This is a genomic window from Hyphomonas sp., assembly GCF_022844445.1.
GTDB lineage: Bacteria > Pseudomonadota > Alphaproteobacteria > Caulobacterales > Hyphomonadaceae > Hyphomonas.
In genome coordinates this window covers 153,934-167,570 of sequence record NZ_JALHLS010000008.1, presented here as the reverse complement: position 1 = coordinate 167,570, position 13,637 = coordinate 153,934, and the positions used below count along the sequence as shown (strand labels likewise).

General features: G+C 63.3%; 12 protein-coding genes and 1 rRNA gene. 7 read left to right on the top strand and 6 right to left on the bottom strand.

The genetic code is table 11. The annotated features are described in order from the left end of the window. From Q0C17_RS11175 to Q0C17_RS11165, 3 genes are all read right to left on the bottom strand, one after another. A 16S ribosomal RNA gene (locus Q0C17_RS11175) occupies positions 1-414 on the bottom strand; the annotation flags it as partial. A 633-nt stretch (positions 415-1,047) separates the two neighbouring features. Beyond that, positions 1,048-1,482 carry a CBS domain-containing protein gene (locus Q0C17_RS11170; RefSeq protein WP_291205953.1) on the bottom strand — a complete coding sequence of 145 codons (435 nt, stop codon included), beginning with the start codon at positions 1,480-1,482 and terminating at the stop codon, positions 1,048-1,050. 103 nt (positions 1,483-1,585) lie between these two features. After that, positions 1,586-2,290 carry a rhomboid family intramembrane serine protease gene (locus Q0C17_RS11165; protein WP_291205950.1) on the bottom strand — a complete coding sequence of 235 codons (705 nt, stop codon included), beginning with the start codon at positions 2,288-2,290 and terminating at the stop codon, positions 1,586-1,588. Between the two features lie 108 nt (positions 2,291-2,398). On the opposite strand from Q0C17_RS11165, the gene Q0C17_RS11160 reads away from it, so the two are divergent. Then, a complete protein-coding gene (locus Q0C17_RS11160) occupies positions 2,399-2,779 on the top strand; it encodes a DUF4345 domain-containing protein (RefSeq protein ID WP_291205947.1) in 381 nt (126 codons plus the stop codon). 58 nt (positions 2,780-2,837) lie between these two features. Here the strand turns inward: Q0C17_RS11160 and Q0C17_RS11155 are convergent, their stop codons facing one another. Then, positions 2,838-5,420 (bottom strand): TonB-dependent receptor, encoded by a 2,583-nt coding sequence (locus Q0C17_RS11155; RefSeq protein WP_291205944.1) that lies wholly within the window; start codon positions 5,418-5,420, stop codon positions 2,838-2,840. A 439-nt stretch (positions 5,421-5,859) separates the two neighbouring features. On the opposite strand from Q0C17_RS11155, the gene Q0C17_RS11150 reads away from it, so the two are divergent. Continuing rightward, positions 5,860-6,408 carry a PAS domain-containing protein gene (locus tag Q0C17_RS11150; protein ID WP_291205942.1) on the top strand — a complete coding sequence of 183 codons (549 nt, stop codon included), beginning with the start codon at positions 5,860-5,862 and terminating at the stop codon, positions 6,406-6,408. Between the two features lie 11 nt (positions 6,409-6,419). On the opposite strand, the gene Q0C17_RS11145 is transcribed toward Q0C17_RS11150, so the two are convergent. Further along, a complete protein-coding gene (locus Q0C17_RS11145; RefSeq protein ID WP_291205940.1) occupies positions 6,420-8,069 on the bottom strand; it encodes a choline dehydrogenase in 1,650 nt (549 codons plus the stop codon). 151 nt (positions 8,070-8,220) lie between these two features. Here Q0C17_RS11145 and Q0C17_RS11140 point away from each other — a divergent pair, with 151 nt between their 5' ends. Together Q0C17_RS11140 and Q0C17_RS11135 are read left to right on the top strand one after the other, a co-directional pair. Beyond that, entirely contained in the window at positions 8,221-8,829 is a 609-nt protein-coding gene (locus tag Q0C17_RS11140; RefSeq protein ID WP_291205937.1) for a PilZ domain-containing protein, read from the top strand. A gap of 2 nt (positions 8,830-8,831) precedes the next feature. Next, positions 8,832-9,437: a GYF domain-containing protein gene (locus tag Q0C17_RS11135; RefSeq protein WP_291205934.1), complete on the top strand. Its 606-nt coding sequence runs from the start codon at positions 8,832-8,834 to the stop codon at positions 9,435-9,437. Positions 9,438-9,448: 11 nt separating this feature from the next. Here Q0C17_RS11135 and Q0C17_RS11130 read toward each other — a convergent pair whose 3' ends face one another. After that, positions 9,449-9,979 carry a gamma carbonic anhydrase family protein gene (locus Q0C17_RS11130; protein ID WP_291205930.1) on the bottom strand — a complete coding sequence of 177 codons (531 nt, stop codon included), beginning with the start codon at positions 9,977-9,979 and terminating at the stop codon, positions 9,449-9,451. 252 nt (positions 9,980-10,231) lie between these two features. Here Q0C17_RS11130 and Q0C17_RS11125 point away from each other — a divergent pair, with 252 nt between their 5' ends. From Q0C17_RS11125 to Q0C17_RS11115, 3 genes are all read left to right on the top strand, one after another. Beyond that, positions 10,232-11,038: a PhoH family protein gene (locus tag Q0C17_RS11125; RefSeq protein WP_291205926.1), complete on the top strand. Its 807-nt coding sequence runs from the start codon at positions 10,232-10,234 to the stop codon at positions 11,036-11,038. Positions 11,039-11,198: 160 nt separating this feature from the next. Next, entirely contained in the window at positions 11,199-12,026 is an 828-nt protein-coding gene (locus Q0C17_RS11120; RefSeq protein ID WP_291205923.1) for an alpha/beta fold hydrolase, read from the top strand. 85 nt (positions 12,027-12,111) lie between these two features. Beyond that, positions 12,112-13,629, top strand: a complete 1,518-nt coding sequence (locus Q0C17_RS11115; RefSeq protein ID WP_291205920.1) for an acetyl-CoA acetyltransferase — start codon at positions 12,112-12,114, stop codon at positions 13,627-13,629. The last annotated feature ends 8 nt before the right edge of the window (positions 13,630-13,637 follow it).

Here is a 13,637-nt window from a genome sequence, read left to right as displayed (position 1 = left end):
CATTATCATCCCTGACGAAAGAATTTTACAACCCTAAGGCCTTCATCATTCACGCGGCATGGCTGCATCAGGCTTTCGCCCATTGTGCAAGATTCCCCACTGCTGCCTCCCGTAGGAGTCTGGGCCGTGTCTCAGTCCCAGTGTGGCTGATCATCCTCTCAGACCAGCTATGGATCGTCGCCTTTGTGAGCCATTACCTCACCAACTAGCTAATCCAACGCGGGCCGATCTTTCACCGATAAATCTTTCCCCCTAAGGGCGTATACGGTATTACCACCAGTTTCCCGGAGCTATTCCGTAGTGAAAGGTACGTTCCCACGCGTTACTCACCCGTCTGCCACTATATCGTTCGACTTGCATGTGTTAGGCCTGCCGCCAGCGTTCGTTCTGAGCCAGAATCAAACTCTCAAGTTGAGTGTTGATCTGACGATCCGTCCATTGGAATATGGACGGCTACTATTGCTGTTAAGCATAAGTATTGCGTTCTTTGACGAGAAACCCTTTTAGCAAAGACCAGGTCGAAACCTGATCGATGGAAAAAAGAATTCTCTCAAGAAACACATTCGTCGTGATCGTATTGGACATCTCGCGATGTCCGCAAGCCGTCACGCCGCCTGCGTTTCTCTTCCTATCTCTTACGATGTCAAACAGCTGGAAACGTGAGCTTCCGAAGGTCGTTGCCGAGGCCCTTGGGTCCCGGCGAAGTGGCGGCTTATACAGCCGGTCTTTTTCTCGTCAACACCCTTTTTTCGCTCTTCTGCAGTTCAGTGGATTAACCACCTCAGCTGCCAAATTCAGAGCGAACAGAACTCTCCGACCGATTATCTCGGCCCAAAAATTCAGGCGTTCAGAGGAACCGCACATATAGCCGCTGTTCGGGGGAAAGGGCAAGCCCTTTTCTTCGAAGAGGCGACCATCTGGGGGTCATCACGTCGCCCGCCCGAAGGCCGGTTCAGCGAAGAGCGCGAGATAGCCCCCTCACCCCGGAGCCGCAAGCCCTTATTCTGTGAATTACACAGCTTCGGTGCGTTTTTTGTGTCCCGGAGCTCAGAACTGCGCGGAAAGATACGACTTCATGGCCTTCGCTTCGGCTTCCGTCTCCGCGATCTTCCATTTTACGAGATCGCCGATCGAAACCACCCCGGTTAGCCGGTCGTTGTGGACGACTGGCAGGTGGCGGATGCGCCGGTCGGTCATGGTCTGCATGGCCTCATCTATGGCGGTCGAGGCGTGCACTGTGACGACGGCGCGGGTCATGGCGCTGCCCACGGTCATTTCCAACGCTGAGGCCCCGTGACGGGCCACCTGGCGCACGATATCGCGCTCTGACAGCACGCCGACGATCCGGTCATCTTCGTCCAGCGCCACAACGGCGCCGATTTTGCGCTCATCCATGAGGATCGCCGCGTCCTTGAGTGTAATGCCGGCTCGCAACGTGATCACTTCGCGGCCCTTGTCGTTCAGGATCTGCTCAACAATCATCACCCGGGCCTCCCGTCCCGCCGGCGCGATTGCTCTCAAAGTGGCGTGCGCCTGCGGCAGGATAACACACCCCTGCCCCCGAATCGACGGGCTTGTTGGCCCGTCAGGCCCCGCGGGACTGGATCTGCCACAGAACGCCGCGCATGAAGAGCGCCCCGGCTACATAGCCGCCGACATGGGCCTGCCAGGCAATTCCCGCCCCCAGAAGGCTCGGCCCGATCATCGCGAACACGGCGTTGGCCACCACAAACAGCGCACTGGTCACAAGGAATCGCTGACTGAGCAACCAGCGGCCCGGACCTTCGCGCACCAGCAGAACCGCGGCCAGGAGACCGCTGATTCCGCCTGACGCGCCGACCGCAGCGCCGCCATCGGGATAGTTGCCGGCAAGATAGACGGCACTGGCGATCACCTGGCTGGATACGAAAAGCCCGAGCAGCAAGGCCGACGCCGCAGGCTCGCCTGCCGGCCAGACGCGCCGGAACAGCTCCAGCAACGGCTTCGCCAACGCCACAAGGAAGGCCGCATTCAGGATCACGTGCATCCAGTCCGAATGAATGAACCCGCTCGCAATCATCGGGACAAAGGCCGCCAGCGCGTTGGCATATGGCGGCATGCCGTGCATCGACGCCAGATCCGGCGACATCCAGAAGCGCTCCGGCACCAGGGCGCCATGGAAGAAGATCGCGTTCTGGAACGAATCGGGCAGGAGGATCCGGATCAGGTGCGCTGCCACCATGAGGATCGCGAAGATCGCCACCGGCCAGGGAGCGTTGATGATCGGCGGCTGTCGGTCAGGGGGCGTCATAGAGGCTCCGGTAGCAGCGCCTCGGGCGCCCTCGAGGCTTCTATATAGGAGGAGAGGTGCCTTCGCGTATCCCTTGCCCGCCTGCGGCGCTGCGCTAGCTTTCCCGCCATGCTGATCCGGATCTTCCTGGCGCTGATGGCGCTCATGTTCGCGGCCTTCGGGCTTTATTCTCTTCTGAACCCCATCCAGATGGCCTCAGGGCTTGGCGTTGAGGTGGGCGGCCCCAACGGCGCCTACGAGTTGCGCGGCATCTATGGCGGGGTCAGCCTCGCAGCCGGCCTCCTGTGCGGCGCGGGTGCGGCCCGGCCCGCCCTGCGCCAACCAGCGCTCTGGTTTCTGGTCGTCTACATGGGCGGCTATGTCTTTGCCCGCGCAGCGGCACTGACCTTGGGGCCGCCGCCCACGCCGGATTTCGCGGCCTTCATCGCGTTCGAAGCTGTAAGCCTATTGCTCGCCGCCGCCGCCCTTCGCGCCACCTGCCGGGCCTGAAAAGAAAGAAGCCCCGCCGTTACCGGCGGGGCTTCCTCGATCTGAAGTCTTCGCCGCCTTAGAAGGACTTGCGAAGCGTCACGCCAAACGTGCGCGGCTGGTTCGGGTAGCCCGAGATCGAGCCGGCCTGAGCCACGGCCGGGAAGGCCACCGTGATGATTTCTTCGTCAGCCAGGTTGCGAACCCACGCCGTCACGCCAAGGCCGCCATCGGTTTCGAAACCGAGAGAAGCGTTGATGAGGCTGACTTCGCGCTTGTCGTTGATCAGGGCCTGGTTGCCCGGATCATCGAAGTAGGCGGCCGGGCCTTCATACTGCCAGTCGGCGCGGACGAAGGCGTCCATGCCTCGGACATCGAAGAAGTACGTGGCTGCGGTCGACGTCACAACTTCCGAAACGCCCGAGGGGGCCTGACCGGAAATGTCGCCCGAGGACGAGTTGATGAAGCTGTCATAGACCGGGTCCTGCAGCGTGCCGGCGAAGCTCAGCAGCAGCGGATCGATCGGCGTCCAGGTCACGTCAAGCTCGACACCCTTGTTGGACTGCTTACCAGCATTGGCGAGCGCAAAGCCCGTGCCGGTGAACACGTTCGACTGGAAGCCTTCGATCGTCTGATCGAAGACGGCCACGTTGAACGCCAGGCGGTCGAACTGGGCTTTGACGCCCGCTTCGAGCACCGCTGCCTCTTCCGGACCGGCGAACCGGGTGCCGGTGCCGAGGTTCGGCAGGGCGAGACCGGCTGCGCGGATCGGCGAACCGGCAGGCGCCGGCGAGCCGGCGGGCGAGCCGGGGATGAAGTCGGCCGGGAACGGACGCGAGTCGCGCGACAGGTTCCAGGACGTCGCCTTGAAGCCTGTGGCATACGAGAGGTAGCCGTTCACGTTGTCGGTGAAGTCATAGTTGAACCGCAGCGTGTAGGTCATGTTGTTGTCATGCGTGCGGCCAGATTCCACCGCGTTCGGGAACGCCAGGAAAGGCGGCAGGAACTGCAGCGGCCGCAGGCCCAGGAAGGGGTTGACAGCCGGGTTGTTTGCCAATTGCGGCGGAACACCGTTGGCCACGCCGAGCGCAACCAGATCAAGTGCCGAGAAGGTATCGGTGTTGTTGATCCGTCCGTAGGCGGTCTTTTCGTCATCCGTGTAGTTGACGCCAGCCGTGAACGTGGCGCGTTCGCTGAGGTGGAAGTCTACCGTCGCGAAGATCGACGAAGCGGTGTTGTCCTGGCCGAACTCTTCCGCAAGGCCTTGGCCGCTCCGCGCGAAGAGGGTTCCGATGGCGCCCGGCCCTGCGATCGCAGCTTCGATCTGATCGAGAGGGCTGAGAAGCGTACCGCCCAGCACACCGCCAACAACCTGAGCGGGAGTCAGGCCCGGGTTTGCGCCCAGCGCCGCCAGGATTTCAGCGTAGTTGCGGAAGTTGGTGCCATAGCGGAAATCGTTCTCGATCTCGACCGTTTCATCAAAGTAGAACGCACCGAGCATCCAGTCGACAGCGCCATCACCCGAAGACGATACGCGCAATTCCTGCGTGAACGTTTCGATGTCGGTCTTATTGGCATTTCGGCCGATCAGGTCAGCACTCGTAAAGTCAGAGTCCTGGTTCGTGTCGAGTTTCGACTGGCGATACGCCGTGATGGAGGTGAACTGCACTTCGCCGATGTCATAATCGGCCTGGAAAGAGACGCCGCCATTGTCGATCTTGTTGGTCGAACCGTAGTTGTAATAGACGTCGTAGCTGAACGGATCTGCGGCTGAGAGGTTGCCGCCGATGGCCCGGACAATTGCGCCCGTCGGGCCGTTGACGATATTGCCGGCTGCGCAGCAGACTTCGTCGATCACGTCATAGTCGCCGAGCAAGCGGAACGACAGGTTTTCAGACGGTTCGAAAAGCAGGTCGCCGCGCAGGCCGTAGCGGTTGCGCTCGTTCTGGTCGGGGCCGCCGCCGAGATCTTCGACATAACCGTCGCGCTTGTTGTAGGTCGCGCTGATGGCGCCTGCGAGGTTGTCGGTGATCGGGCCGGTGACATAGCCGTTCAGACGATAGCCGTTGAAGTTGCTGACCGTCGCATCGACCACGCCGCCGAATTCATACTGCGGCTTCTTGGTGACGACCGAGATGACGCCCGCCGAAGCGTTCTTACCGAAGAGCGTCGACTGCGGCCCGCGCAGCACTTCGACCCGTTCGATGTTCGGAAGGTCCGAAATCTGCGATGCCGAACGCGAGCGATAAACCCCGTCGATGAAGACGCCGACCGAAGGCTCGATACCGGCATTGTTCGCGCCGTTGCCGAAGCCGCGGATGACGAAGTTGGTGTTGGACGAAGATTGCAGCTGGCTGACGGTCAGCGACGGTATGATTGACTGAAGGTCGTTGAGGTCAACGATCACGGCCCGCTCAATCGTCGCGTCGTCGACCACCGAAACAGCGATCGGCACGTCCTGAAGGGTCTGCTCACGCTTGGTTGCTGTGATGGTCACGGTCTGGAGCGTGCGCGCTTCGTCAGCGCTCGCCTCTTCGGGGGCAGTAGCATCCTGGGCAAAGGCCGGGGTTGCGAAAGCGGTGAGGGCAGTGACGCCGGCACCAAGGCAAAGCATCGCCTTAAGCCCGCCAAAGCGGGCCTTGTTGGAATTGTAAGAGTGCACTCGGATTTCCTTCCTGGGAGTTTGAGGCAAACGGTGTATCGAGACCGGCTGTTCGCATCGCGAATCCAGTCTTCATTTATTTTGGGAATGGATAATCGGCAGCCGTTGCCGAGCGCAACCCCGCCCCCGTCTGCAATCGCAGCGCGTTCGGCAAACTGAACCACTTTTCCGGCCACTGACGCGTGACTGTTGCCGCAAGCCCACACCTGATCCCAGTGTTCCGCCTTGAAACGCCATGTCGCGGGAAGATCCTGCCAACTCGCCTCTGAGGACATGCCCGGCGGCATCCGCCTCGGCTTCAGGGTGAATACGCATGTCTTCTGAGGCGAGACTTTCCCATCCCCGGTGAACCGCGATCTGGAATGGATATTGCGATTGGCAACTCCGAAGAGGTCCCCCGACGGGGCCGCATAGATATCATCCGGAGTACCCCTCGCCCATGATCGACCGGTCGGTCCACCCGAACACGCGCATCCTGCTGGATGCCTGGCGCCGCATGCAGGCAGCCCCTCACGCCCACGGTATGACCGGCCCTGACGTCAGCGACCATGCCGGCCTCGTTGACCGCATCTTTGTCATCGAGCTGCGCGAGGACCATTCCTGGCTCGTGCGCACCTCCGGCGGAATCCTCAATGCGCTGGTCGGCCGCAACCTTGTGAATCGCAACTATCTCGACCTATGGACCGGCCCTGACCGCGCCATGATGGCTGCCTTCCTCGAAGCGATCCGCTTTGACGGCGCCCCGGGTGTCGTGCGCGGGCGCGGGGAGACGCTCAACGGAGAACGCGTCGAACTGGAAATCTCGCTGATGCCGCTCAGCCTCGAAACCGGAAGGTCACCGCGCCAGAGGATGCTGGGCCTCTACCAGACGCTCGAGCATGAACCGATGGTGACCACCAAACAGGTATTCCGCCACCGGATTGCGATGCTCGTGCCGCCGGACACGCGCCGTATCGGCGCGCAGTTGAGGCTGGTCGCCAACCGCTGATCCGGCGCTGATCAGGCAGGCGTCAGCGTCCGCTTCGGTTCTTCCGGGGCGAGAGGCTTTGCGCCGAGGATCAGGTCCGCAGCCTTCTCGGCCACCATGATTGTCGGCGCATTCGTGTTGCCGCCCACCAGCGTCGGCATCACCGACGCATCGACCACGCGCAGGCCTTCGATCCCGCGCACCTTCAGGTCGCCGTCAACCGGGCTGGACGATGTCGTCCCCATCGAAACCGTCCCGACCGGGTGGTAGATCGTCTCGCCCTTCTCGCGGATGAACGCGTCGATGTCCGCATCCGACACAACCCCTGCACCCGGCATGATCTCGCCGGCTGCATAGACCTGCAGCGAAGCCTGACGGATCACCTCGCGCACCATCTTCACAGACTCGCGCATCGCGCGACGGTCTTCTTCGGTCGCAAGATAGTTCGGGTCGATCGCCGGATGGTCGAACGGATCGGCGGTCTTCAGCATCACCGTGCCGCGGCTTTCCGGGCGAAGCTGGCAGGCGTGCACGGTGAAGCCGTCTTCGGTCGGCGTGAAGTTGGCATGATCCATCATGATCGCGTTCACCGCGTGCAGCTGAATGTCCGGCATCTCGAGGCCAGGGCGCGACTTCAGGAAAGCACCCGCCTGCAGGAAATTGTCTGCGCCGGCGCCCTTCTGCGTGGCGAGATACTGCAGGCCGACGAAAAGCTTCTTGATGCCCTTCTGCATGGAGTAGGCGGAAACGGGCTGCGTCATCCGGTTGATCACCGTCACGTCGAGATGGTCCTGGAGGTTCTTGCCGACGTTCGGCGAGGCAGCGTTCACCGCGATGCCGAGCGCTTTCAAAGCCTCCGGATCACCGATTCCCGACAGCTGAAGCAGCTGCGGCGACTGCACCGCGCCGGCGCAGACGATCACTTCCCGTGCGGCGCGCACACCGGAAGCGGCCTGCCCCCGGCCTTCGACGAACTCGGCGCCAACTGCGCGCCCGCCCTCGATCAGCACACGTGTCACGAGACCCGTCGAGATCACCTTCAGATTGGGACGCTTACCCTCGATCGGCCGCAGGTAGGCAAACGAGGCGCTCCAGCGCTCGCCCTTGTGAATTGTGCGTTGATAAGGGCCGAAGCCCTCCTGCTGCGCGCCGTTGAAGTCATTGGTCAGCGGATAGCCCGCCTCCCGGCCCGCCTCGACAAAGGCCTTGTAGATCGGGCTCGTCATCGGACTTTCGGACACGTTCAGCGGCCCGCTGCCGCCGTGGAAGTCATCAGCGCCGCGTTCGTAAGTCTCCGCGCGCTTGAAATAGGGCAACACGTCCGCGTAGCTCCAGCCCTTCAGGCCCATCTGGCCCCACTGGTCATAATCGCCGGCGTGACCGCGGATGTAGACCATCCCGTTGATCGAGGACGAGCCACCCCAACCCTTGCCCCGCGGCCAGTAAAGCTTGCGACCGTTCATGTGCGCCTGCGGCTCGCTCCAGAAACCCCAGTTATGGTCGTTCGCTTCCTTGATCAGGCTTCCGACACCGGCTGGCATGCGCACCATCAGGGAAGTGTCTTTCTTTCCCGCCTCGATCAGGCAGACCCGGATCGCGGGATCGGCCGAAAGCCGGTTGGCAAGCACGCAGCCCGCGCTGCCCGCGCCGATTATCACATAGTCAAACGTTTCGGTGCTCACTTGAAGTCTACTCCCGGGGGGTATGGTTTATCCGCCGTTATGCCTAACGCCTCTGAAGGGAGCGAGGCAACCAATTGTCAATCTTCCTCTCCTAAATGGGAAAGCTCGAACCCTGCGGCCGCAGGCGTTCAGGCCGCCGGGAACCGTCACGATGACGATGCCGAATTTCCTCCGTTCCGCGCCCCCTGCCGGCGCCGTCCCCAAGCGGGACCGGCGCAGCTACAAGCGCGTGGACCTGCGGCTCACCGGCCGGTTTCTCACGAGTGAAAGCGACGACCGCGAACTGCTGACCTCGAACGTGTCCTGCGACGGCGCCTTCATTCTTTCGTCCGCGCCCCCGGACGCCGGCCAGCAGATCGTCTGCTATTTCGATGAACTCGGCCGCGTTGTCGCGGACGTGATCCGGATGACCCCCGGCGGCTTTGCCGTGCGCTTCCAGACATCTACGTTGAAACGCGACAAGCTCGCCGACCGCCTCACCTGGCTCCTCAACAAGGACACGCTCGGCCTTGCCGAAGACCGCGCCTCGCCCCGTTTCTCAGCGACTGGCCAGGCGGTGGTGATCCTGCCGAACGGGATCCAGCTTCAGTGCCGCCTGACCGACATCTCGCTCACCGGCGCCGCCTTCGAAGCACAAGGCGCGCCGCCTTTCATCGGCGACCGTGTGCATACCGGAAACCTGCCCGCTGAAGTCGTACGCGTGGCCGGCAAGAAGTTCGCGGTCCGCTATCTGCGCGGCGCCGAGGCTGCCGGCAGCTGACCGTGCGTCTGCGCCCCCGTATCGACCGCGTGCTACCAGCTCGGACAAGCCGTCCGCCCACGAACAATACCCTCAACCTGGCCGACCTCGATCCCGCGGTCTGGCATGTGATGAGCCAGGGCAAGGCGCACGGACCCTTCACGCTCGGACAGCTCCAGGCGTATGCTGACGCTGGAAAGATCGGCCCGCTGACGCGCATTTCGTCCGGCGACGGCGAGCCTTTCCTGCCAGCCCTCGATCACGCGCCGCTGCGTCCCCGCATCGATGCCTTCCTCGAGCGCCGCGCAACACAGCGCGCCGAAGCCTCCAATTTCGTCATCGTTTCCGGCCCGGACTCCGGCGCCGGCACCAACCGTCGCCACGCCCTCGGCGCCGCGCTGAACCTGCTCGGGCGCTTCGCCGAACCGATACCCGGTACATTCCTCCTGCGGTCCGGGCATGCACTCAGTGATGTGCGGCGTGCCCTGGCGGCCGCTGTGCCCGATGGCACACAGCTGATGATCGTGGAATCCCGCGATGCCCGTATCGGCTGGTCCGGACTTTCTATTGACGGCGCCGAATCCGCGCGCGCCGTATGGGACGCTCCAATCAATCCGTCCACGAAGTAAATCGTCAGGCCTCAACCGATCTTGACCGTCTTCGCTTGGTGCTTGTGCCAGTTCTCGACATAGTGCAGCGCCGACATCCGGATCATCTGGATCTGCTGCGGCGAGACATCCTTGATCACTTTGCCCGGCGCGCCCATTACCAGCGAATTGTCCGGGATCTCCTTGCCCTCAGAGATCAGCGCATTCGCGCCGATAATGCAGTTCTTACCAATCTTCACGCGGTTCAGGAGGGTCGAACCCATGCCGATCAGCGTGTCGTCGCCGATCTCGCAGCCGTGCAGGATGACGCGGTGACCGACGGTCACGTTTGCGCCGATGGTCACCGGTGCGCCGATGTCGGTATGGATGACGGTCAGGTCCTGGATGTTGGAATTCTCACCGATCGTGATCGGGTCATTGTCGCCGCGCAGCACGCAGCCATACCAGACCGAGGCATTCGCTTTCAGCACCACATTGCCCATCACCTCAGCGCTGCCGGCGATCCAGTATCTGCCGTCTGCCGGTAGGGTCGGCCGCACGCCGCCAATCTCGTAAATCGCCATTTTTCCTGCCCTCTCGTTACGCCTGCGGAATGTCACTTAATCGTCTGATAATGGTGTTAACCTATAAGGGTTGTAGATTCGGAGAGGCAATGGCCGTTTTGGTGTCCATTCATCCCTCACCGCCGGAAGCCCTGCTTCCGGAGCCGGGTAGTCCGCCACCGGGACATGCCCTCTATCTCCCCCAAGTTCCGCCGAGCCGCTGCGCATTTTCGCCAGCGGCTTTTTTCATGCCCGCAGCCAAGGAGGCCTCCCATGGGTAAACGTAATGCAGCCAAGCGCCTGAAGACCGCAACCGAGGTTCGTTCCTCGGCCTGGTTCGACGAGCCGAGCCGCACGAAGGGACCCCATCTCCACGCCATCGAAGGCGGCCGCCGAACCTGGCATCCTGATGACGGCGAGACCGTCACCAACGTCCAGCCGCACGAGCGCACCCAGCGCTACCAGAAAACCGTGAAGCCCCGCTCCGAAAACCAGGCGCAGCTGATGAACGCGATGGACAGCCACGCCCTCGTCTGCGCCCTTGGCCCGGCCGGTACCGGCAAGACCTATCTCGCCATCTGCAAGGCCGTCGAAGCGCTCCAGAAGGGCAAGGTCTCGAAGATCGTCCTTTCGCGCCCCGCGGTCGAAGCCGGCGAGCAGATCGGCTTCCTGCCCGGCGGTATGGAAGACAAACTCGCGCCCTACCTTCGCCCCCTCTACGACGCGCTCGCCGACCGGCTCTCACCCGCTCAGCTGAAACACATGCTGGCCGAAGGCGTGATCGAGATCGCCCCGATCGGCTTCATGCGCGGGCGCACACTTAACAACGCCTTCATCGTCATCGACGAAGCGCAGAACTGCACCTACACGCAGCTGAAGATGCTGCTGACCCGCCTGGGGTGGCACTCGACCATGGTGATCACCGGCGACCCCGGCCAGACCGACCTCTCGCCGGAATTCTCCGGCCTCGCCAAAGCCGCCGAACGCCTCGAAGCCCTTACCGGCGCCGCCGTGATCAAGCTCGAAGGCGTTGACGTGGTGCGCCACCCGCTCGTGGCGGAGATGCTGGACGTCCTCTAGACTCCGTCATTCCCGGAAAAGGCCGACGGCCGATCGAACGGGACCCACTCGAAGCAGCAGCCCGTCCACAAGGCGGGCTGTTTGCTTTTCAGACCGCTTGACGCCCGCGCCTTCCCCGCCTCAGGTGCGGCCCAACCAGAAACGCCGGGAGTGACACGTCATGATCCGCCACGCCGCGCTCGCGCTGCTCGTCGCTGCCTTCGCCCACTTCACCGCCCGCGCCGAGGAAGCCGCCCCCATGAAAACCTATGCCTCCTTTGACGGCACCCTGATCAGCTACCACGACTTGGGCGAAGGCCCCGTCGTGATCCTGCTGCACGGCTTTTCCGGCAATGCTGACCTCAACTGGCTCCAGCCCGCGATCGCGCAGAAAGTCGCCGCCGCAGGCTACCGCGTCATCGCGCCGGACCTGCGCGGGCACGGCGCCTCGCCGTTCGAGGCGGCGCCCGAGCGCTGGCCCGCCGATGCCATCGCGCGCGACCAGATCGCCCTGACCGCCCATCTCGGCGAAGCCCCCTACGCCACGGTCGGTTACTCGATGGGCGCCATCTCGGCCCTGCGCTTCCACCTCCTTGGCCGCAACACAGGCCGTCTCATCCTCGGCGGCATCGGCGACTCCGTGGCGGACGAAAACAATACCGACCGCAACACTGCCTTCCGCGCCGCCATCGAGGAAGGTATCGCCGGCCGGGACACGCCCGGCGCCAAGGCCATCCTCGCCCGCGCGAAAGCAACCGGCGGCACGCTCAAAGGCTATCTCGGTGCCCTCTCGGCGCGCACCTATACGCCCGCCGACCTGCTCGCGACCTTCGACGTGCCGACGCTCGTGCTGACCGGTGACCAGGACCTCGACAACGGCTCAGGCCCGGCGCTCGCCGCAAAAATTCCCGGCGCCCGCTACCAACAACTCACCGGCACACATCTCACCGCCGTCCTCGACCCCGCATTTCCGGACGCCATCCTCGGCGACCTCGCTTCCGGGCGCTGAGCCCTTCCCCAACGTCCCCCCTCGCCCCGCCCTTACGTGCGCGTTAAACCGCCCTTCAAGCGGCGTTCACGAAGGAGCATGTGGCATGGCAAAAGGTGATCTTCCGGTCCTGATCGGTGTGGGCCAGTCGCTCAGCCAGTGGGACGGCAAAGCTGGCCCGGACGATGCGCCGTCGCCGCTCTCGCTGATGACCGACGCCTCGAAAGCCGCCTTCGCCGATACTGGCGTCCCCGGCATCGCCGGCGCCATCGACACCATCGCCGTCGTGCGCATCTTTGAGGATTCCGTGCGCGGCGCCCCGCACCCGCACGGCCACAACACAAACCTGCCCGGAACCCTCGCCCGCGAGACGGGCACGAAACCCGTCCGCCTCATCTACGAGACCGTTGGCGGCCAGAGCGCGCAGGCCCTCGTCAACGAATTTGCCCGGCGCATCCATGACGGCGAAGTCGATGCGGTGCTGATCTCCGGCTCGGAGGCCAACCGCGCCTCCAAGGGCGCGCGCAAGCACGGCGTGGAGATCAACTGGGCCGACAGCTCGGATGCTCCGTATGAGGATCGCGGCTCGGGCCCGATGATGCTGTCGCGCGAGGAAATCAAGCACGGCCTTGTCGCCCCAGCCTATTTCTACGGCCTGTTCGAGAATGCCATCGCCGCCCGCGAAGGCCGCGGTCGCGCCGCCCATCGCAAGGCAATGGCCGAGCTGTTCCAGCCCTTCACGGCGGTCGCAGCGAAGAACAAGTATTCCCAGTTCCCGCAGGAACATTCGGTCGAATTCCTCTCCACGCCCTCGCGCGAGAACTACGAGTATGCCGATCCCTTCCTGAAATGGTTCATCGCACAGGACGCCGTAAACCAGGGCGCAGCCGCCATCCTCGTCTCGTCCTCGAAAGCCGACGAACTCGGCGTGCCGCAGGACAAGCGCATCTACCTCCACGGCGGCGGCGACGCGGGCGACGACCTCATCTCGCTGCGCCCGGTGCTCGACCGGTCCTGGGCGATGGACATCGCCATCTCCCGTGCGCTCGCGCAGGCAGGCAAGTCCTCCGCCGAGATAAAACACTTCGATCTCTATTCCTGCTTCCCCTGCGCCGTCTTCTCCGCCGCCGCCGCCCTGGGCCTCAAATGGGAAACCGACAAACGCCCGCTCACCCTGACCGGCGGCCTGCCCTTCTTCGGTGGTCCGGGCAATAATTACTCCCTGCACGGAATAGCCGAAATGGCCGCCGCGCTGCGCAAGAACAAGGGCGACTTCGGCCTTGTTCTCGCCAATGGCGGCTGGATGACCAAGGAATCCGCCGGCGTCTATTCCACCACACCGCCGAAGACCTTCACCGCTGCCGAACCCGCCGCCAAAGCGAAGACGCAAGTGGAAGTCGCGATCGTCTCCGGCGATGCCACCCTCGAGACCTTCACTGTCACCCACGGCAAAGACGGCCCCGAACGCGGCATCATCTTTGCGCGCTTTGCCGACGGCCGCCGCGTCATCGCCAACAACGCCGACGCCGCCACCCTCGCGGTCCTGCGCGAAGACGCAAGCCCTGTAGGCCGCAAGGTGAGTGTCACGGCAAAGGACGAAACCGCGACGTTCGTCTTCTCCTGACCGGAATT